Here is a 21,468-nt window from a genome sequence, read left to right as displayed (position 1 = left end):
TTACAGGCGGTCGCACGCACGTCCCAGAGAGTCGGGCAATCGCCGGCTTAAACTGGTAAAGTGCCGGCCGTTATTACTTAAGAGGATTGTTCCAATGGCGACTAACCGTTCCCAGCGTCTGCGCAAAAAACTGTGCGTCGATGAATTTCAAGAGCTGGGTTTCGAACTGAACCTGGGCTTCAAAGAAGACCTGTCCGAAGAAGCCATTGACGCTTTCCTCGAAGCATTCATCAAAGAAGCCATGGAAGCCAATGGTCTGGGCTATGTCGGCGGCGACGACTTCGGTCTGGTTTGCCTGCAGAAGCGCGGCTCGGTCTCCGAAGAGCAGCGCGCTGCTGTTGAAGCCTGGCTGAAAACCCGCTCCGAGCTGACCACCACTGAAATCAGCCCGCTGCTGGACGTCTGGTATCCGGAAAAGCCGATCAACGCGGCCAAGTGATACTAAAAAAACGGCGACCCGAGGGTCGCCGTTTTTTTATGCCTGCTTTTTAATCAGGCCTTGCGCCAGTTGAGGATCAGCAAGGTCAGCACCCCCGCGACAATCCCCCAGAACGCCGAACCGATGGAAAACAGCGTCAGCCCCGACGCCGTGACCATGAAGGTGATCAGCGCCGCTTCCCGTTCCTTCACCTCGGTCATGGCGATGCTCAAACCGTTGATGATCGAGCCGAACAGCGCCAGCGCGGCAATCGAAAGCACCAGCTCCTTGGGCAGCGCGGCAAACAGCGCCGCCAGCGTGGCGCCGAATACCCCGGCAATCCCGTAGAAAATCCCGCACCACACCGCCGCGGTGTAGCGTTTGTTGCGATCCTCATGGGCATGCGGCCCGGTGCAGATCGCCGCGCTGATGGCCGCGAGGTTGATGCCGTGGGAACCGAACGGCGCCAGCAGCAGGGACGCGATGCCGGTGGCGGTGATCAGCGGCGAGGCCGGGACGTTGTAGCCGTCGGCCCGCAGCACGGCGATGCCGGGCATGTTTTGCGAGGTCATCGCTACGACAAACAGCGGGATGCCGATGCTGATGGTCGCAGCCAGGGAAAAGTGCGGCGTGGTCCAGACCGGTGTCGCCACTTCCAGATGAAAACCGCTGAAGTCCAGCAGCCCCATGAAACCCGACAGCGCGGTGCCGATCAGCAGCGCGGCGAGCACCGCATAACGCGGCGACAGGCGTTTGACGATGAGATAAGTGAAGAACATCCCCAGCACCAGGCCGGTGCGGTGTTGCGCGGCGACGAAGATTTCGCTGCCGATCTTGAACAGAATCCCCGCCAGCAGCGCGGCGGCGAGGGAGGCCGGGATCTTTTTCACCAGCCGTTCGAAGCTGCCGGTCAGGCCGCAAATGGTCACCAGCACCGCGCAGGTGATGTAGGCGCCGATGGCTTCGCCGTAGGTAACGCCGCTAAGGCTGGTGATCAACAGCGCTGCGCCGGGCGTTGACCAGGCAATCGTGATCGGCGTGCGATAACGCAACGACAGGCCGATTGAACAGACCGCCATGCCGATGGAAATCGCCCAGATCCACGACGAGATCTGCCCGCTGGTCAGGCCCGCCGCCTGTCCGGCCTGGAACATCAGCACCAGCGAACTGGTGTAGCCGGTCATCATCGCAATGAACCCGGCGACGATGGCGGAGGGCGATGTGTCCGCCAGCGGGCGCAGTCGGGTGTGGGTGATTTCGTTCATGACAGCGGTGTTCCTTGTTCAAGCCACGGATTTCGGGTTTAAGCCTAAACTCAAACGTAACGGAGCGTTGCAATACAGCCGAAGCCGCAAACAGCCGTACAGTCGTGTTGCCACCTTCCATTGTGTACAATCGCGCTGTTTTTTACGCGATACTTGCCAGCGACCTACTGTGCCGTATTACAGTCACGGTCAATTCGCCGCCGTTCTTCCCGACTCGAGTGCCCATGAACGAACAGTTGCAACCCCTCAAGAAACAACCGCGAGCAGGCAAAGCCGGCCGCAGCGGAACCCAGGACGATATTGTCTATGCGCATATCTTCGAGGCCATCCTCGAACAACGCCTGGCGCCCGGCACCAAGTTGAGCGAAGAAGCGCTGGGGGAAATTTTCGGGGTCAGCCGGACCATCATTCGCCGTGCGCTGTCGCGTCTGGCCCATGAAGGCGTGGTGCTGTTGCGGCCGAACCGTGGCGCGGTCGTCGCCAGCCCGAGCGTCGAAGAAGCGCGTCAGGTGTTCCTCGCCCGGCGTCTGGTGGAACGCGCGATCACTGAACTGGCGGTGCAACACGCCACCGCCGAGCAGATCGCCGAACTGCGCCAGATGGTCAACGACGAACGCGACAGCTTCTCCCGTGGCGATCGCGGCGCCGGCATCCGTCTCTCCGGCGAATTCCACCTGAAACTGGCCGAAGCGGCGAAGAACGCGCCGTTGATCAGTTTCCAGCGCAGCCTGGTTTCGCAGACCTCGCTGATCATCGCCCAATATGAAAGCGGCAACCGTTCGCACTGTTCCTACGACGAGCACACTCAGTTGATCGACGCCATCGAAGCGCGCAACGGCGAGCTGGCAGTGGACCTGATGATGCATCACATGGACCACATCGACAGCAAGCTCAACCTCGACGAGGAAAGCGCGTCCGACGATCTGCATGCAGTGTTCTCGCACCTGTTGCAGACCAAGAAGCCGGGGCGGCCTGCGGCCAAGCTCTGAGGCGAATCGACAGGCAACAAAAATCCCCCGGACTGCAAAGTACCGGGGGATTTTTTTGTCCGTCTGATCGTGATGATCGTTCCCACGCTCCGCGTGGGAATGCAGCCCGTGACGCTCTGCGTCACTGGACGCGGAGCGTCCCCAGAGGCATTCCCACGCAGAGCGTGGGAACGATCGAGCAATCAGTTAGCGCTGGTGTACCAGCCCACCCGCCGCATAGGTCTGGGCCACAGTGCGGTCATCGCCCAGGGTCATCAGCACAAACAACGTTTCGGCAATATTGTTGGCCTGCTTCAAGCGGTAGCTCAGCAGCGGCGTGGCGTTGTAGTCCAGCACCAGGAAGTCGGCGTCGGAGCCCGGTTGCAGGTTGCCGATCCTGTCTTCCAGACGCAGCGCCCGCGCGCCGCCGAGGGTAGCGAGGTACAGCGATTTGAACGGGCTCAGGCGCGCACCTTGCAGCTGCATCACCTTGTAGGCTTCGTTCAGGGTTTGCAGCAGCGAGAAACTGGTGCCGCCACCGACGTCAGTGCCGAGGCCGACGTTCAGTTTGTGCTTCTCGGCCATCGGCAGGTTGAACAGGCCGCTGCCGAGGAAGAAGTTCGAGGTCGGGCAAAACGCGACCGCCGAACCGGTCTGCGCCAGGCGCGCGCACTCGTCGTCGCACAGGTGCACGCCGTGGGCGAACACCGAGCGCTCGCCGAGCAATTGGTAGTGATCGTAGACGTCCAGATAGCCCTTGCGCTCCGGGAACAGCGCCTTGACCCACTCGACTTCCTTGAGGTTTTCGCTGATGTGGGTCTGCATGTACAGATCCGGGTATTCGCTGAGCAGCTGGCCGGCGAGCGTCAGCTGTTCCGGGGTGCTGGTCGGGGCGAAACGCGGGGTGACCGCATAGTGCAGACGACCCTTGCCGTGCCAGCGCTCGATCAGCGCCTTGCTGTCGACGTAGCTCGATTCCGGGGTGTCGGTCAGGTAGTCCGGCGCGTTGCGGTCCATCATCACCTTGCCGGCGATCATTCGCAGATCCAGCTTTTCGGCCGCTTCGAAGAACGAGTTCACCGACTGCGGGTGCACGCTGCCGAACACCAGCGCGGTGGTGGTGCCGTTGCGCAGCAGTTCCTTGATGAAAATATCCGCCACTTCATCGGCGTGGGCCTTGTCGGCGAACTGGCTTTCGCACGGGAAGGTGTAGGTGTTCAGCCAGTCCAGCAGTTGCTCACCATAGGCGCCGACCATGCCGGTCTGCGGAAGGTGGATGTGGGTGTCGATGAAGCCCGGAGTGATCAGCGCATCCTTGTGATGGGTGATCTCGATGTCCGCCGGCAGGGTCGGCAGCAGTTCGCTGGCGTGGCCGAGGGCACTGATCTTGCCGTCATCGACCACCAGCAGGCCGTCCTCGAAATACTCGTAGGAGGCTTCGATGCCGACCTCGGCAGGGTCGGCAATGCTGTGCAGGATGGCGGCTCGGTAGGCTTTGCGAGTCAGAGGCATGAGGGTTCTCTAATCAGTTTGAGGCTTTGAGTGTGGCGGCCTGACTGCGGCGCGAAACCGGCAGCAGTTTGGCAATCGGTTCGGCACTGGCGGTGTGCTGGCCGAAATTGGCGTTATAGGTGGCGATGATTTCGCCGGCGATGGAGATGGCGATTTCCACAGGCAACTTGCCTTTGACTTCGCCGATGCCCATCGGGCAGCGCATGCGTTGCACGACGCTGGCGTCGAAGCCACGGTCACGCAGGCGGTGTTCGAACTTGGCGCGTTTGGTCTTCGAGCCGATCAGGCCAAACCAGGTGAAGTCGTTGCGCTTGAGGATCGCGGCGGTGAGTTCCAGATCCAGTTGATGGTTGTGGGTCATGACGATGCAGTAGCTGCCGACGGGCAGGTCGTCGATTTCATCCACCGGTTCCTCGGCGACGATCTTGCGCACGCCGTGGGGAATCTGTTCGGGGAATTCCTCTTCCCGGGAATCGATCCAGCGCACCCGGCAGGGCAGGCTGGCGAGCAAGGGCACCAGCGCCCGGCCGACATGACCGGCGCCGAACACCGCGATTTGCGCCTGCACCTGGCCCATCGGTTCGAACAGCAGCACCGTGGCGCCGCCGCAGCACTGGCCCAGGCTCGCGCCGAGGCTGAAGCGCTCCAGATGGGTGTCCTGCCTGCCGCTGGCGAGCATGTCGCGGGCGATCTGCATGGCTTTATATTCCAGGTGCCCGCCACCGATGGTGTCGAACGTCTGGCGGGCGCTGACGACCATCTTCGAGCCGGCATTGCGCGGCGTCGAGCCGAGTTCTTCGATGATCGTCACCAGAACGCAGGGTTCGCCCTGGTTCTGCAGGTCGGCGAGGGCGTCGATCCAGTTGTACATATCTCACCTCTCAGATCGTTCCCACGCTCTGCGTGGGAATGCATCACTGGACGCTCCGCGTCCGCTGTTCAGGATGCGACGCAGAGCGTCGCGGGCTGCATTCCCACGCAGAGCGTGGGAACGATCATCAAACAACCTCGGTTTCAGCTTCTACGGCTTTCACCGCCTTGAGCTGGCGCATCTGCTCGCAGCCCCACAACACCCGCTCCGGGGTCGCCGGCGCGTCGATCTTCGGTTGATGCTTGTAGTCGCCGAGGCTGGCCACCGCATCCTTGATCGCACACCACGCGGCGATGCCGAGCATGAACGGCGGCTCACCCACAGCCTTGGAGTGGAACACCGTGTCTTCCGGGTTCTTGCGGTTTTCCACCAGCTTCACCCGCAGGTCCAGCGGCATGTCCGCCACGGCCGGGATCTTGTAGCTGGCCGGGCCGTTGGTCATCAGCTTGCCCTTGTTGTTCCACACCAGTTCTTCCATGGTCAGCCAGCCCATGCCCTGAACGAAACCACCCTCGACCTGGCCGATATCGATGGCCGGGTTCAGCGAGGCGCCGACGTCGTGGAGGATGTCGGTACGCAGCATCTTGTACTCGCCGGTCAGGGTGTCGACGATCACTTCGCAGCACGCCGCGCCGAAGGCGAAGTAGTAGAACGGCCGGCCACGGGCCTGGCTGCGGTCGTAGTAGATTTTCGGGGTCTTGTAGAACCCGGTGCTCGACAGCGAAACCTGGTTGAAATACGCCAGCTGGATCAGCGCTTCGAAAGTCAGGATGTGGTCGCGCACACGGACGTGGCCGTTGTGGAATTCCACGTCCTCTTCGCTGACCTTGTAGTGCCGCGCGGCGAATTCGACCAGGCGTTGCTTGATGATTTCTGCTGCGTTCTGCGCCGCTTTGCCGTTCAGGTCTGCACCGCTGGAGGCCGCGGTTGGCGAGGTGTTTGGCACCTTGTCGGTGTTGGTCGCGGTGATCTGCACGCGGTCCATTTCCACCTGGAACACTTCGGCCACGACCTGCGCAACCTTGGTGTTCAGGCCCTGGCCCATTTCCGTGCCGCCGTGGTTCAGGTGAATGCTGCCGTCGGTGTAGACGTGCACCAAGGCACCTGCCTGGTTGAGGAAGCTGGCGGTGAAGGAAATGCCGAATTTCACCGGGGTCAGCGCCAGGCCTTTTTTCAGGATCGGGCTGTTGGCGTTGTAGCGACGGATCGCTTCGCGGCGCTCGGCGTACTGGCTGCTTTCTTCCAGCTCGGCGGTCATTTCCTCGAGCATGTTGTGCTCGACGGTCTGGTAGTAATGGGTGACGTTGCGCTCGGTCTTGCCGTAGTAGTTGGCCTTGCGCACGGCCAGCGGATCGAGGTTCAGGTGACGGGCGATGGCGTCCATCACTTCTTCGATCGCGACCATCCCTTGCGGGCCGCCGAAACCACGGTACGCAGTGTTCGACGCGGTGTTGGTCTTGCAGCGGTGACCGTTGATGGTCGCATCGCCGAGGTAGTACGAGTTGTCCGAGTGGAACATCGCCCGGTCAACGATCGAGGCCGACAGGTCAGGCGAGCAGCCGCAGTTACCGGCCAGATCCATCGCGATGCCGTGCAGGCGGCCGGTGCTGTCGAAACCGACGTCGTACTCGACGTAGAAAGGGTGACGCTTGCCGGTCATCAGCATGTCCTCGACACGCGGCAGGCGCATCTTGGTCGGCTGGCCGGTGAGGTGCGCGATCACTGCGCACAGGCACGCCGGGCTCGCGGCCTGGGTTTCCTTGCCGCCGAAACCACCGCCCATGCGGCGCATGTCGACCACGATCTTGTTCATCGAAACGTCGAGGACTTCGGCCACCAGTTTCTGCACTTCGGTGGGGTTCTGGGTCGAGCAGTAGACGATCATGCCGCCGTCTTCGGTCGGCATCACCGAGGAAATCTGGGTCTCCAGATAAAAGTGTTCCTGGCCGCCGATGTGCAGCGTGCCTTGAATGCGATGCTCGGCCGTGGCCAAGGCGTTGGCGGAATCACCACGCTGATGAGTGTGGCTGTCGAGTACGAAGTGGCGTTTGCGCAGGGCTTCGACCACGTCCAGCACCGGTTCCAGATCTTCGTATTCGATGATCGCGGCCATGGCGGCCTTGCGTGCGGTTTCCAGATCCTTGGCGGCCACGGCCAGCACCGGTTGACCGACAAACTGCACGTCATCGATGGCCAGCATCGGATCGCCCGGCAGCAACGGGCCGATGTCTTTCAGGCCCGGCACGTCTTCGTGGGTGATGGCGATGCGTACGCCTTCGAAGGCGTAGCAAGGCTGGGTGTCGATGCTGATGATTTTCGCGTGGGCGCGATCCGACAGCCGCGCGTAAACGTGCAACTGGTTGGGGAATTCCAGGCGGTCATCGATGTACTGCGCTTCACCGGACACATGCTTGGCGGCGCTGTCGTGCTTGACGCTGCGGCCGACGCCGGTGGTCAGGTCTTTGGCGAACAGTTCAGCCAGTTCAGCTTGCGTTTTCTCTACGCCGTGATGGTTAGACATAAGCGGTCACCCGAGTCTCGATGTGCGGTGTTTGCAGTTCGATGAAGTATTTGCGCAGCAGGTTCTGCGCGCTGAGCAGGCGGTATTCCTTGCTGGCGCGGAAGTCCGAGAGCGGGGTGAAATCCTCGCCCAGCGCGGTGCAGGCACGTTCGATTACAGCGTTGTTGAACGGCTGACCGAGCAGTACGGCTTCACAGTGAGCGGCGCGTTTCGGGATCGCTGCCATGCCGCCGAAGGCGACGCGGGCGTCGGTGATCACGTCGTTCTCAACCCGCAGGTTGAACGCGGCGCAGACGGCAGAGATGTCGTCGTCCAGACGCTTGGAGACTTTGTAGGCGCGGAAGCGCTGCTCGGCCGTGGCGCGAGGGACGATGATTTTCTCGATGAACTCGCTTTCCTGACGCGCAGTGACCCGGTAATCGATGAAGTAATCCTCGAGGGCCAGCGTGCGGCGGGTCTCGCCCTTGCACAGCACGATCTGCGCACCGAGGGCGATCAGCAGGGGCGGCGAGTCACCGATCGGCGAGGCGTTGCCGATATTGCCACCCAGGGTGCCCTGGTTGCGGATCTGCAGGGAGGCGAAGCGGTGCAGCAGTTCGCCGAAGTCCGGATACTCGGCGTTCAGCGCTTCGTAGCAGTCGGAGAGGGCGGTGGCGGCGCCGATTTCGATGCGGTCATCGAAGTGCTCGATGCGCTTCATTTCGGCGACGTTGCCGACGTAGATCATCACCGGCAGGGTGCGGTGGAACTGCGTGACTTCCAGCGCCAGATCGGTGCCGCCCGCCAGCAGGCGGGCCTGTGGATAAGCGTCGTAGAGATCGGCCAGATCGGCCACGGTCAGCGGCACCAGGCAACGTTTGTCGCCGCTGTTGAGTTCGCCGATCGACGTCGGGGCAATGGCTTTGAGGCGGGCGATGGTTTCGGCTTCGCGGGCGTCGAACTGGTCCGGTTGCTTGCCGCAGCAGGATTGCTCGGCAGCGGCCAGAATCGGCCGGTAGCCGGTACAGCGGCAGAGGTTGCCGGCCAGCGCTTCGTGGGCCTTGGCCTGATCCGGTGCATCGCTGTTCTTTTGCAGGGCGAACAGCGACATCACGAAACCGGGGGTGCAGAAACCGCACTGCGAACCGTGGCACTCGACCATGGCTTTCTGCACGCTGTGCAGTTCGCCCTTGTGCTTGAGGTCTTCGACGCTGATCAATTGCTTGCCGTGCAGCGACGAAACGAACGTCAGACACGAGTTGAGGCTGCGATAGCGAATGTGCTCGCGGCCATCGTCATCCGTCTGCAACTCGCCGACCACCACCGTACACGCGCCGCAGTCACCGCTGGCGCAGCCTTCTTTGGTGCCGGATTTACCCACGTGTTCGCGCAGGTAGTTGAGCACAGTCAGGTTCGGGTCCAGGGCGTGCTCGCTACGGAGTTCCTGGTTAAGTAAAAACTGGATCACGGAAGGCCTCGCAGACTCATTATTGTTGTTGAGCGACTTGAGCCGAATTTAGCAGGTCTGACTTTTCGGTCAATGGTTTTCTGACTTAAAGGTCAGGAAAAACCGTTTTGTCGCTCAACCACGTGTCTCTTCAGTATTGACCCTCATTGGATCAAGCGCTTTTTTGCGGGATTCGTGCCAAAAACCGCTGTGCGGGCACTCCGCCATGACCGCGCATTGCGCTACACTGCGCCGCTTGTGCAGATCGAAGAGTTTGAAGGACAACCATGACGTTCAAGGCGCCGGACAGCCTCGCCGAGCAAATCGCTCACCACCTCGCCGAACGGATCATTCGCGGCGAAATGAAGCCGGGAGAGCGCATCCAGGAACAAAAGGTCACGCTGGCGCTGAACGTCAGCCGCGGCTCTGTCCGCGAAGCCTTGCTGATCCTCGAGCGCCGTCACCTGATCGCGATCCTGCCGCGCCGAGGCGCCCACGTCACCGAACTGACGGCGCACAAGGTGCAGAGCCTGTGCACGTTGATGAGCGAGTTGTACATCCTGCTCGGCAACGCCGTGGCCAATGGCTGGCAGACCCAGGCCGACATGGCGCCGTTCGTGCAGATCCAGCAGCGCCTGACCGCCAGCTACGAGCGTCAGGACATCCGCACCTTCGTCGACGACAGCTTCAACGTGATGCGCGCCGCGTACCCGTTCGCCAACAACCCGTACCTGCAGGAAACCGTCGAGAACCTGCAACCGGCCATGAGCCGTGCGTATTTCCTCGCGCTGGAACAGCGCAAGGCCGAGATGAGCGAGTTCCTCGAACTGTTCGAACGCCTGCTCGCCGCCGTCCTTGCCCGTGACCTGCCGCAGATCCGCATCGTGCTGACGGCTTACGCCCAGCGCAGCTGCGATCTGGTGGTGTCCGCCCTGACGGTTGCCTGACCTTGCGGCTCAAGTGCATCAAGCTGGCGGGGTTCAAATCCTTCGTCGATCCGACCACGGTGAACTTCCCCAGCAACATGGCGGCGGTCGTCGGGCCGAACGGTTGCGGCAAGTCGAACATCATCGACGCCGTGCGCTGGGTAATGGGCGAAAGCTCGGCCAAGAACCTGCGCGGCGAGTCGATGACCGACGTCATCTTCAACGGCTCGACCAGCCGCAAACCGGTGAGCCAGGCGAGCATCGAACTGGTGTTCGACAACTCCGACGGCACGCTGCTGGGCGAGTGGGCCGCTTATGCGGAAATTTCGATCCGCCGCAAAGTGACCCGCGACAGCCAGACGACTTATTACCTCAATGGCGCCAAATGCCGTCGTCGCGACATCACCGACATCTTCCTCGGCACCGGCCTCGGTCCGCGCAGCTACTCGATCATCGAGCAGGGGATGATCTCCAAGCTGATCGAGTCCAAACCCGAAGACCTGCGTAATTTCATCGAAGAAGCCGCCGGCATCTCCAAGTACAAGGAGCGCCGGCGGGAGACCGAAAACCGCATCCGCCGCACCCACGAAAACCTGGCCCGTCTGACCGACCTGCGCGAAGAGCTCGAGCGCCAGCTCGAACGCTTGCACCGTCAGGCCGAGGCCGCCAAGAAGTATCAGGAATACAAGGCCGAAGAACGCCAGCTCAAGGCGCAACTGTCGGCCCTGCGCTGGCAGGATCTGAACGATCAGGTCAGCCAGCGTGAATCGATCATCGGCAACCAGGAAATCAGCTTCGAAGCGCTGGTTGCCGAGCAACGTAACGCCGACGCCGCCATTGAACGGCTGCGCGACGGTCACCATGACCTGTCCGAGCGCTTCAATCTGGTGCAGGGGCGCTTCTATTCGGTCGGCGGCGACATCGCCCGGGTCGAGCAGAGCATCCAGCACGGTCAGCAGCGCTTGCGCCAATTGCAGGACGATCTGAAAGAAGCCGAGCGCGCACGCCTCGAAACCGAATCGCACCTGGGCCACGACCGCACCTTGCTGCTGACCCTCGGCGAAGAACTCGATCAACTGACCCCTGAGCAGGAAATCACCAACGCCGCCGCCGAAGAAGCCGCCGCGGCGCTGGAAGATTCCGAAACCGTCATGCACGGCTGGCAGGAGCAGTGGGACGCCTTCAACCTGACCGCCGCTGAACCGCGCCGTCAGGCCGAAGTGCAGCAGTCGCGGATCCAGCAGCTGGAAACCAGCATGGAGCGTCTGGCCGATCGGCAAAAACGTCTGGGCGAAGAGCGCGCGCTGCTTTCGGCCGATCCGGAAGACGCGGCGATCATTGAGCTCAGCGAACAGCTCGCCGAGTCCGAAGCCACCCTTGAAGATTTGCAGACCAGCGAAGCAGCCCAAGTCGAAAAACTTGAGCAACTGCGCCAGGAATTGCAGCAGGCGCTGGCCGCGCAGCAACAGGCGCAGGGCGATTTGCAGCGCCTCAATGGTCGCCTCGCATCGTTGGAAGCCTTGCAGCAGGCCGCGCTCGATCCGGGCACCGGCACTGCCGAATGGCTGAAGGAACACAACCTCGCCGAACGTCCGCGTCTGGCTGAAGGCCTGAAGGTCGAGGCCGGTTGGGAGCTGGCGGTGGAAACCGTGCTCGGCGCCGACCTGCAAGCGGTGCTGGTGGATGATTTCGACGGTTTCGATCTGTCTGGTTTCGAGCAGGGCGATCTGCGTTTGCTCAGCCCCGGCAACGACGGCGTGCGCGCCGCCGGCAGCCTGCTGGACAAGGTCGAGGCGCAGGTGGATTTGTCGCCTTGGCTCGCTCAGGTCAAACCGGTCGACAGCCTTGAGCAGGCACTCGCCTCGCGCGGCCAACTGGCTGCCGGGCAGAGTCTGATCAGCCGCGACGGTTACTGGGTCGGCCGGCACTTCCTGCGGGTACGCCGCGCCAGTGAAGCCGAAAGCGGCATGCTCGCACGCGGTCAGGAAATCGAATCGCTGCATGCGGAACGCGAAGAGCGCGAAGCCACGGTCGAGGCTATGGAAGCCCGTTTGCAGACCCTGCGCGCGCAACAGCGTCAGCAGGAAAACGGCCGCGAACATTTGCGTCGCCTGTTGCAGGACGAAGCCCGTCAGCAAGGCGAACTGAAAGCCCAGTTGTCCGCCGGCAAAGCCAAGGCCGAGCAGTTGAACCTGCGTCGCACCCGCCTCGACGAAGAGCTGGTCGAACTCGCCGAGCAGCGCGAACTGGAACACGAAAACATCGGCGAAGCGCGGATCCAGTTGCAGGACGCCCTCGACGCCATGGCCCTCGACACCGAGCAGCGCGAATTGCTGCTGGCTCAACGTGACAGCCTGCGCGAGCGGCTGGATCGGGTGCGTCAGGAAGCCCGTCAGCACAAGGACCACGCCCATCAATTGGCCGTGCGCCTCGGCTCGCTACGGGCCCAGCATGATTCGACTCGCCAGGCCCTTGAGCGTCTGGAAATGCAGGCCGAGCGTCTCACCGAAAAACGTGAACAGCTCAGCCTGAATCTGGAGGAGGGCGAGGCGCCGCTGGAAGAACTGCGCCTCAAACTCGAAGAGTTGCTCGACAAGCGCATGAGCGTCGACGATGAACTCAAGACCGCGCAGATCGCCCTGGAAGACGCCGACCGCGAACTGCGCGACGCGGAAAAACGCCGGACCCAGGCCGAGCAGCAATCGCAATTGATCCGTGGCCAGCTCGAACAGCAACGCATGGAATGGCAAGCCCTGACCGTGCGCCGCAAGGCCTTGCAGGATCAATTGCTGGAAGACGGCTACGATCTGCACGGCGTGCTCAGCACCTTGACTGCCGAGGCCAGCGAGAAGGCTGCCGAAGAAGAACTTGAACGCATCGCCGCGCGGATTCAGCGCCTGGGCGCGATCAACCTCGCGGCGATCGACGAATACCAGCAACAATCCGAGCGTAAACGTTATCTGGACGCCCAGGACGCCGATCTGGTCGAAGCACTGGAGACCCTGGAAAACGTCATACGCAAGATCGACAAGGAAACCCGTAACCGTTTCAAAGATACCTTTGATCAGATCAATGGCGGTTTACAGGCACTTTTCCCGAAAGTTTTCGGTGGCGGGCGGGCGTATTTGGAACTGACGGGCGAAGATCTACTCGATACAGGGGTGACGATCATGGCGCAACCGCCCGGGAAGAAGAACAGCACCATCCATTTGCTCTCCGGCGGCGAGAAAGCCCTGACGGCACTGGCACTGGTTTTTGCGATCTTCAAATTGAATCCGGCGCCGTTCTGCATGCTCGATGAGGTTGACGCACCACTGGATGACGCTAACGTTGGACGCTACGCACGATTGGTCAAAGAGATGTCGCAGACCGTGCAGTTCATCTATATCACCCACAACAAGATCGCCATGGAAATGGCTGACCAGTTGATGGGCGTGACGATGCACGAGCCGGGTTGTTCGCGACTGGTAGCCGTGGATGTCGAGGAGGCGATGGCGATGGTGGATGCCTGAGCCGGCGCTGTCGGAAAAGGTATTTGTAGTCTGTAGGACATATTTACCGGCTTCGACTTGCTGGCCAATCGACATAATCGCGCAAGCCAATGAGACAGACGGTGTAAAGTTGTCTTTGGTCGTGCTAGTTTAATGTCAATTTTTCGTATACGTGGGCAAAACGCCTGTCAGAACATAGAGTTGGCGCCACGTTTTAAAGCGGTTTGCACAGTGTAAACCCCTTATTTTTCAGCATTTTTTATAGAGGCACGGGATTACATGGAAATCGGTCTGCGCGAGTGGCTGATCGTCATCGGCATCATTGTGATAGCCGGTATTCTTTTCGATGGCTGGCGCCGTATGCGCGGCGGCAAGGGAAAACTGAAATTCCGTCTTGACCGAAGTCTGTCCAACCTGCCGGACGAGGACACCAGCGCCGAGCTGTTGGGCCCGGCCCGCGTGCTGGATACCCACAAAGAGCCGCAACTGGACGAACACGATTTGCCATCGGTGAGTATGCCGGCCCGCGAAGCACGCGAGCCTCGCGAATCCGGTTCCAAGCGCGGCAAGCGTGGCGGCAACGGTCCGGCCCAGGGCGACCTGAACCTCGATCTGGATCTGGACGGCGGTCCGAGCTTCAGCAGCCGCGACGATGATTTCGTCGAGCCTGCCGCCAAGTCGTCGCCGGCAGTGGCCGACAAGGATCAGCCGCAAGCCGAAGAAGTGCTGGTGATCAGCGTGATCTGCCGCGACCCGGCCGGCTTCAAGGGCCCGGCACTGCTGCAGAACATTCTGGAAAGCGGTCTGCGTTTCGGCGAGATGGATATCTTCCACCGTCACGAAAGCATGGCCGGCAACGGTGAAGTGCTGTTCTCCATGGCCAACGCGGTCAAGCCGGGCATCTTCGATCTGGACGACATCGACCATTTCAGCACCCCGGCGGTGAGCTTCTTCCTCGGCCTGCCAGGCCCGCGTCATCCGAAGCAGGCCTTCGACGTGATGGTCGCGGCAGCCCGCAAGCTGTCCCAGGAGCTGAACGGCGAATTGAAAGATGACCAGCGCAGCGTCCTGACCGCGCAGACCATCGAGCACTACCGTCAGCGCATCGTCGAATTCGAACGTCGCGCCCTGACCCAGAAGCGTTGATTGAAAAGATTGCCTCGCAATAAAGGGGCAATCGGCAAAATAGATTGAGCAGCCTCGGCTGCTCTTTTGCTTTATGAGAGAACACCCATGACTGCCGCCAAAGACCGCATTCTAGAGCTGCGCGCTGAACTCGATCAGCACAACTACCGTTACCACGTCCTCGATGAGCCGAGCATTCCGGATGCCGAGTACGACCGGTTGTTCCACGAGCTCAAGGCGCTGGAAGCGGCCAACCCGGAACTGATCACCAGCGACTCGCCGACCCAGCGCGTCGGCAGCGTGGCGCTGACCGCATTCACCCAGGTGCGTCACGAAGTGCCGATGCTCAGCCTCGGCAACGCCTTCGAAGAAACCGACATGCGCGAGTTCGACCGCCGGGTGACCGAAGGTCTGGATCTGCCGGCCGGCGATCTGTTCGGTGGTGGCGCGGCGGTGGAATACAGCTGCGAGCCGAAACTCGATGGTCTGGCGGTCAGCCTGCTGTATCAGGACGGCGTGCTGGTGCGCGGTGCCACGCGCGGAGACGGTACCACCGGCGAAGACATCAGCGTCAACGTGCGCACCGTGCGCAACATTCCGCTGAAGCTGCACGGCACGGGCTGGCCGGCGACGCTGGAAGTGCGTGGCGAAGTGTTCATGTCCAAGGCCGGTTTCGAACGCCTCAACGCTTCGCAACTGGAAGTCGGCGGCAAGACTTTCGCCAACCCGCGCAACGCCGCCGCCGGCAGCCTGCGTCAGCTGGATTCGAAGATCACCGCCAACCGGCCGCTGGAATTCTGCTGCTACGGCATCGGCCAGGTGTCCCACGATATTTCCGACACCCACATCGGCAACCTCCAGCAACTGAAAGCCTGGGGCATGCCGATCAGCCACGAATTGAAACTGGCCAACGGCATCGGCGAATGCCTGGATTATTACCGCGATATCGGTGAGCGCCGTAATTCGCTGGCCTATGAAATCGACGGCGTGGTGTTCAAGGTAAACAGCATTGCCGACCAGCGCGAACTGGGCTTCCGCGCCCGTGAACCGCGCTGGGCCATCGCCCACAAATTCCCGGCCATGGAAGAGCTCACCGAGCTGCTCGACGTGGAGTTCCAGGTCGGCCGTACCGGCGCCGTCACCCCTGTGGCGCGCTTGAAACCGGTCAAGGTCGCTGGCGTCACGGTGGCCAACGCCACATTGCACAACATGGATGAAGTCGCCCGGCTGGGCCTGATGATCGGCGACACGGTGATCATTCGTCGCGCTGGCGATGTGATCCCGCAAGTGGTGCAAGTGGTCATGGAGCGCCGCCCGGAAGATGCGCGGCCGGTGCAGATTCCTGAGAGCTGCCCGGTCTGCGGCTCCCACGTCGAACGCACGCAACTGGTCAAGCGCAGCAAGGGCAAGGAAACCATCAGCGAGGGCGCGGTGTATCGCTGCGTCGGCCGACTGGCCTGCGGTGCGCAACTGAAGCAGGCGATCATTCACTTCGTCTCCCGTCGTGCGATGGACATCGAAGGCCTGGGCGACAAGAGTGTCGAGCAGTTGGTCGATGAGGGGCTGGTCAGTTCGCCGGCTGATCTTTATGCGCTGAAGTTCGAGGACATCGTCGACCTCGAGGGCTTTGCCGAGGTGTCGAGCAACAAGTTGCTGGCTGCGATTGAAGACAGCAAGAAACCGGGTCTGGCGCGCTTCATCTATGCGCTGGGCATTCCAGATGTCGGCGAAGAGACGGCCAAGGTGCTGGCGCGTTCGCTGGGGTCGCTGGAGCGTGTTCAGCAAGCCTTGCCGCAAGTGCTGACTTACCTGCCGGACATCGGTCTGGAAGTGGCGCACGAGATTCACAGCTTCTTCGAAGATGCGCACAACCGGCAGGTGATCACCGAGCTGCTGGGCCACGGTTTGCAGATTCAGGATCAGGGCGAGCTGGGCGCCGAGTTTGCCGCCAGCACCACGCTGGGTGGCTTCCTCGACAAGCTGCACATTCCCTCGGTGGGCCCGGGCGGGGCGCAGAAGCTGGCGGACAAGTTCGAATCGCTGGAAGGGGTGATGAATGCGGACTGGCTGGACATGCGCCAGGCATTGCCGGAGAAGCAGGCCAACTCGGTTCGCGAGTTCTTCGCCTTGCCAGAACATCGTCAACTGGCTGAAGACGCCGAGAAGCAACTGCGCGATTTCGGTATGCACTGGCAGAGCGAAAAGAAAGTCGTCGAAGGCCTGCCATTGGCCGGGGAGACCTGGGTACTGACCGGCAAGGTCGAGCTGATGAGCCGCGACGTGGCCAAGGAACACCTGGAAAGCCTCGGCGCCAAGGTCGCCGGCTCCGTGTCGGCCAAGACTCATTGCGTGGTCGCCGGGCCGGGCGCCGGGTCGAAACTGACCAAGGCCAACGAACTGGGCGTGAAAGTGATGGATGAAGAGGCGTTTATCGCGTTCCTGAAAGGACACGGTATTTCCGCCTGACGCAACGCGCGGGAACGATCGACTCGCGGGAATGATCTAGTCTTGGCAAGCCCAAGGGAGAGATCGCCATGTACCGCTTTTTCGAGCAGCTCAGTTCCCGCATCGTCGCGCCGTTCATGGGCGAATCCTCGCGCAACAGCAAAATCTGGCCGTGCCGCTGCGGCCAGTCGCTGTTCTTTCGCAACAGCCAGTGCCTGGCCTGCAATGCGGCGCTGGGTTATCAACCGGAACACAGTCGCCTGACCTCGCTGCAACCGGGGCCGCAAGAGGGCACCTGGACGCTGGACGCCGACCCCGAAGCCGGGCTGTTCCGACGTTGTGCCAACCTTGATACCCCGGCGGCCTGCAACTGGCTGCTGCCCGCCAACGATCACTACACCCTGTGCGCGGCCTGCGATCTGAATCGCACCATTCCCGATCTGTCCGTCCCGGAAAACCCCGAACGCTGGCGCAAGGTGGAAATCGCCAAGCGGCGACTGGTGGCGCAACTGATCAGCCTCGGTCTGCCGGTCGTTCCGAAAACCGTCGACGAAGCCACCGGCCTGGCCTTCGATTTCATCGGCGTCGATCTGCAAGGCAACGCACCGATGACCGGCCACGCCAACGGCCTGATCACTCTCGACATCGAAGAAGCCGACGACGCCCACCGCGAGCGGGTCAGGGCGCAGATGCACGAACCCTATCGCACGCTGCTCGGGCATTTTCGCCATGAGGTCGGGCACTACTACTGGGATCGCCTGATCGACAACGGCCCGTGGCTCGGTTCATTCCGCAACCTGTTCGGCGACGAACGCGCCAGTTATGCCGAGGCGCTGGAGCGACATTATCAACAAGGCGCGCCGGCGGACTGGTCGCAGCACTACGTCAGCGCCTACGCCACCATGCACCCGTGGGAAGACTGGGCGGAAACCTGGGCGCATTACCTGCACATGATGGACGCGGTGGATACGGCGCTGGGTTTCGGCATGAGTGCCCGGGAGATGGACCTGGATTACCAGCCATTTCCGCCGAGCACGCTGTACGACCCCGAGCATCCCGGCGGCGCGGCGTTCCTGTCGTTCGTCAACGCGTGGATCGAACTGGCCGGCATGCTCAACGAGCTGTCGCGCAGCATGGGCCAGCCGGATTTCTATCCCTTCGTCCTGCCGCCGGCGGCGATCGCCAAGCTGCACTTCATTCATCTGGTGATCCAGCAAGAGGGCGGCCGCGCGGACGAGGTGCTGCAGGCGCAATAGCAAGTGCTTGAAGCCCTTCATATTTTTAATCTGCAACGAGCGGTTGTAACTTCGTCTCAGATAGGTACAATGGCGCGGCTCGCCGACAGGCGAGTGTCGTTATGGTGACCCTATCGGTCCCCCCGCAACGATTACCCGTGAACCTGGTCAGAGCCGGAAGGCAGCAGCCACAGCGGGAACATTGTGTGCCGGGGTGTGGCTGGTAGGGTTACCACCTTAACGAACATCGAACGAACCGACTGAACTGCATGGGTTTCGCCCAGTGCGGTTTTTTTATGCCTGCGATTTGTCGGTTCGTACCCAAACCTCCCGCTCTCGAGTGCGCCGACACGGGGTAATCATTTGCTCTTCAATCGCGCATACTCGCAGCCACCGAAATAAATGAAGAGTCTGGCCAGGATCGACCTTGCAAGGTCTGCGCCCTGGCCGCGAGGTTTTATGCTCCCGGAACATTCCGATCTATCCAGCCCTGTGTTCTTGCCCGTCACGGATGAAACCTGCGCGAACCTGTTGCAGGCGGGTGGCGCAAAAGCGCTCGAAAGCCTGACCGATCCGGAATTGGCGGCGGTGCTGGTCATCCAGAATCTGGTGCAGACGAAAGAGCAGGATCTCGGCGCCGTGGCGGCAGAGAAGATTCTGGCCAAGCTGTTGGCGTGGGCTGTCGACACTCCTCAGTCTACGAATGCGAGCCTGCTGTCCGAAGCGCAGCGACTGTTCGACCCGCGCAAACTGTATTTCGGCCTGAAGGTCCTGAATCCTCTGAATCTGCGTTTTCTGTTGGTCGAAGAAATATCGGCACGCGATTACCTATTGCCCGACGGCCAGTGGGATTTTGAATACAAGGTCCGGCGCCATCGCAGCCATGACCCGTTCAGCCAGCCGATCGTGACGCCCCGTTACCGCGAGCGCTGGTTAAGCCCGGCGCAGGACAAACTGGTCAGAACCTTCCGCGCCAATCTGGACGAAGACCTGCACGTTCAGGGTTACGCGGGGATCGGCAAAAGCCATCTGTTGGTCGCTTTGCTGGAGCACTTGCGCCCGGAAAAGACTTTATTGTTGGCGCGCACCCCGGCCAAGCTGGAGGTCCTTCGCCAGCGCATGACAGGGCCGAGCGAGAAGAAGGCCGGCAAGACCTTCCTGGCGTTTGCGCAGTCACTGATGCTCGGGCGCAGGCCTCAGGCTGAAGGGGCGACTCGGATTCTGAGTCGACAGGCGCTGGCGCAGGAACTGAATATCTACGGTTTCCACCACCACGATGGACAGGCGACCCTTGAACTCTGCCTCAAAGTGATCGAGCGCTATTGCCGCTTCCGCGATCACACCTTTTCGGCGAAGCATCTGCCGCATTTCAACCAGCCGCTCTCCAGCGTCGACGCTCAAGTGTTGCTGGAGTATTCGAGCCGGGTGTGGGGCTATCTAGAACTCAACCCGGTGTGGGGCAGCCAGACCGGGTTCGAAGCGCTACTGATGATCAAGCGCGCCTGCATCGCCGGTTGCGTGGTGCCAGCGCGCTACACCCACGTGTTGATCGATGAGAGCCAGGACATTCCCGGATCGCTGTTGCAGATTATCGAACGCGGCCGCCAGGTGTTGATCACCCTCGGCGACGAGTACCAGCAGGCCAGTGGCGTGCCGGTCAAACGGCACCGTGAGGTTCGCCAAAGCGATATCAGCTATTCCGTGCGCTCGGGTCGCAACGTCGAACGGCTGGTCAATCCGCTGATCGCCCGGCATTCGCAGAAGGGCAAGATTCCGTTCGAAGGCGCCAGTGACGCCGATGTTGTTATCAAGGAGTACCCGGAAGGTTTCGTACCGTCCGAGGGTTGCGTGGTGCTGACGGCATCGCCCTGGGACAGCATGATCTGGGCCATCCACCTGCACGACTCCAACTGCAAGTTCAGATTTCCGGACAAGCGCACTCAGGATGAACTCAAGCATTTCATGGCCACCGCCATCGAACTGTTCAAACCTGATTTCTACCGTTCCGAATTCAGCGAAAACGGCGTGCATCCGTACTTCAGCGACCTGCCTGACTGGCAGGCCGTTTGTGACGCCAATCAGTTCGACGAATCATTTCTGCGGGTCAAGGCCAAGCTGGAAAACGGCTTCATGATCGCCGACCTGACACGCTTGAACCGAATGATCGACAACGCCGGCAACGGCTGCCTGCTGATGCTCGCGGAAGAGGCGGGGGGCATGGAGTTCGACAAGGTCTTGCTGACGCCGGGGTTGCTGACCAACGAGAAATTCAAGGACGCCTACGCGTTCGATCAGCGGATCTGCGCCGTGTACATCGCCATCTCTCGCGCCAGGCTGAAGCTTTACGTGCCGTACGATGTGGTTGAGTGGGTCGAGTATCACGAGTACCAGCAGTTTCGTGATACGGCTGGGCATTGAGGGTCTGGCTCACGGCTCGCCGCCAGACTTACCGGTATACAACCGGATAATGTCATCAATCTCCCCCGACATTTTCATCCGCAGCAACGTCCTCAATATCCGCTGCACCGGCACATTCGGATCATTGCGCACATAGCAGCCGACCTTCTGCTCCTGCAGCACCGCCACCGCTTGCAGCTGCTGCCCCGGCTGCAGGCGCTGATTGAACCAGTCCAGCGTCCATTGATTGCTTACGGCGTAGCGATAGCGGCCGGCCAGCAGTTTGTCGAGCACCTGCTCCTGGTTGCGCGCGTCTTCGCGCCAGAGTCGATCGGCGTCGAATATCGGTTGCAGCGTGGGGTAGCTGTAGCCAAGCACGGTGCCGATCGACTGGCGGGGCAGGTGGGCCGGATCAGCGCTGGGCGGTTGGTCCTGGCGGCTGATCAGCAGGTCACGCTGGAACAGCAGCGGAATGCTCCAGATGTAATCACCGGACTGGTTCGGCAGCCACGATTGCGCGGCATAGCAGCGCACGTCGACTTCGCCATGTTCCATGGCGTTCTGCACGCGGGCGCGGGGCAGGACGTGAAATTGCGCCGGTATGCCGACCTGGGTCGCCAGGCTGAGCATCATGTCGTAGAGGATGCCCTGGGTCGGACGGCCGCGTTCGATCTGCACCATCGGCATCGCCCAGCTGTCGGCAATCACGAAGCGCAGCGGCGGTTGCGACGCCATCGCGCTCAGGCTGATTCCCAGTATTGCCCCCACGGCCCACCGCATAAACGCTCCGGTAATTCCCGATCCCGAACCGATAAAAGCCCTCGATCATGCAGCTTAGCCAGAATAGACGAGCACACCGGATGCAATT

The 21,468-nt window shown here is 61.4% G+C and carries 14 protein-coding genes and 1 other RNA gene; 9 read left to right on the top strand and 6 right to left on the bottom strand.

Annotated elements, in window-relative coordinates; genetic code table 11:
- The first annotated feature begins 94 nt into the window (after positions 1-94).
- On the top strand, positions 95-439 hold the full coding sequence (locus JKA62_RS10790; protein ID WP_011333263.1) for a YggL family protein: 345 nt from the start codon (positions 95-97) through the stop codon (positions 437-439).
- Between the two features lie 53 nt (positions 440-492).
- On the opposite strand, the gene JKA62_RS10785 is transcribed toward JKA62_RS10790, so the two are convergent.
- A complete protein-coding gene (locus JKA62_RS10785) occupies positions 493-1,683 on the bottom strand; it encodes a benzoate/H(+) symporter BenE family transporter (protein WP_201817763.1) in 1,191 nt (396 codons plus the stop codon).
- A 224-nt stretch (positions 1,684-1,907) separates the two neighbouring features.
- Between JKA62_RS10785 and JKA62_RS10780 the strand changes: the two genes are divergently transcribed.
- The gene (locus JKA62_RS10780; protein WP_064378756.1) at positions 1,908-2,672 is read left to right on the top strand and encodes a GntR family transcriptional regulator; all 765 of its coding nucleotides are present in this window, start codon (positions 1,908-1,910) and stop codon (positions 2,670-2,672) included.
- Between the two features lie 186 nt (positions 2,673-2,858).
- Here JKA62_RS10780 and guaD read toward each other — a convergent pair whose 3' ends face one another.
- The 4 genes from guaD to xdhA form a co-directional block, all read right to left on the bottom strand.
- Complete coding sequence (guaD, locus tag JKA62_RS10775; protein ID WP_201817761.1) at positions 2,859-4,163, bottom strand: guanine deaminase; 1,305 nt, start codon at positions 4,161-4,163, stop codon at positions 2,859-2,861.
- A 13-nt stretch (positions 4,164-4,176) separates the two neighbouring features.
- Complete coding sequence (gene xdhC / locus JKA62_RS10770) at positions 4,177-5,034, bottom strand: xanthine dehydrogenase accessory protein XdhC (RefSeq protein ID WP_201817759.1); 858 nt, start codon at positions 5,032-5,034, stop codon at positions 4,177-4,179.
- Positions 5,035-5,161: 127 nt separating this feature from the next.
- Complete coding sequence (xdhB, locus tag JKA62_RS10765) at positions 5,162-7,555, bottom strand: xanthine dehydrogenase molybdopterin binding subunit (RefSeq protein WP_201817757.1); 2,394 nt, start codon at positions 7,553-7,555, stop codon at positions 5,162-5,164.
- Positions 7,548-9,002 (bottom strand): xanthine dehydrogenase small subunit, encoded by a 1,455-nt coding sequence (xdhA, locus tag JKA62_RS10760; RefSeq protein ID WP_201817756.1) that lies wholly within the window; start codon positions 9,000-9,002, stop codon positions 7,548-7,550. The genes xdhB and xdhA overlap by 8 nt, the downstream gene beginning before the upstream one ends.
- 266 nt (positions 9,003-9,268) lie before the next feature.
- On the opposite strand from xdhA, the gene JKA62_RS10755 reads away from it, so the two are divergent.
- From JKA62_RS10755 to JKA62_RS10725, 7 genes are all read left to right on the top strand, one after another.
- The gene (locus tag JKA62_RS10755; protein ID WP_011333269.1) at positions 9,269-9,928 is read left to right on the top strand and encodes a GntR family transcriptional regulator; all 660 of its coding nucleotides are present in this window, start codon (positions 9,269-9,271) and stop codon (positions 9,926-9,928) included.
- A 2-nt stretch (positions 9,929-9,930) separates the two neighbouring features.
- Positions 9,931-13,419, top strand: coding sequence for a chromosome segregation protein SMC (gene smc, locus JKA62_RS10750; RefSeq protein WP_201817754.1), 3,489 nt, complete (start codon positions 9,931-9,933; stop codon positions 13,417-13,419).
- Between the two features lie 258 nt (positions 13,420-13,677).
- Positions 13,678-14,544, top strand: coding sequence for a cell division protein ZipA (zipA, locus tag JKA62_RS10745; protein ID WP_011333271.1), 867 nt, complete (start codon positions 13,678-13,680; stop codon positions 14,542-14,544).
- A gap of 87 nt (positions 14,545-14,631) precedes the next feature.
- On the top strand, positions 14,632-16,989 hold the full coding sequence (gene ligA, locus JKA62_RS10740) for an NAD-dependent DNA ligase LigA (protein ID WP_201817752.1): 2,358 nt from the start codon (positions 14,632-14,634) through the stop codon (positions 16,987-16,989).
- A gap of 68 nt (positions 16,990-17,057) precedes the next feature.
- Complete coding sequence (locus JKA62_RS10735; protein WP_011333273.1) at positions 17,058-18,224, top strand: zinc-binding metallopeptidase family protein; 1,167 nt, start codon at positions 17,058-17,060, stop codon at positions 18,222-18,224.
- 111 nt (positions 18,225-18,335) lie between these two features.
- Positions 18,336-18,432: signal recognition particle sRNA small type (gene ffs, locus JKA62_RS10730), an RNA gene on the top strand.
- Between the two features lie 230 nt (positions 18,433-18,662).
- A complete protein-coding gene (locus tag JKA62_RS10725) occupies positions 18,663-20,621 on the top strand; it encodes a hypothetical protein (RefSeq protein ID WP_201817749.1) in 1,959 nt (652 codons plus the stop codon).
- Between the two features lie 9 nt (positions 20,622-20,630).
- Here the strand turns inward: JKA62_RS10725 and JKA62_RS10720 are convergent, their stop codons facing one another.
- Entirely contained in the window at positions 20,631-21,380 is a 750-nt protein-coding gene (locus JKA62_RS10720) for a substrate-binding periplasmic protein (RefSeq protein WP_201817748.1), read from the bottom strand.
- Between the last annotated feature and the right edge of the window lie 88 nt (positions 21,381-21,468).

The organism is Pseudomonas sp. B7, assembly GCF_016735645.1.
GTDB classification, from domain to species: Bacteria; Pseudomonadota; Gammaproteobacteria; order Pseudomonadales; family Pseudomonadaceae; genus Aquipseudomonas; species Aquipseudomonas glycinae.
This window is presented reverse-complemented; position numbering and strand designations above follow the sequence as displayed.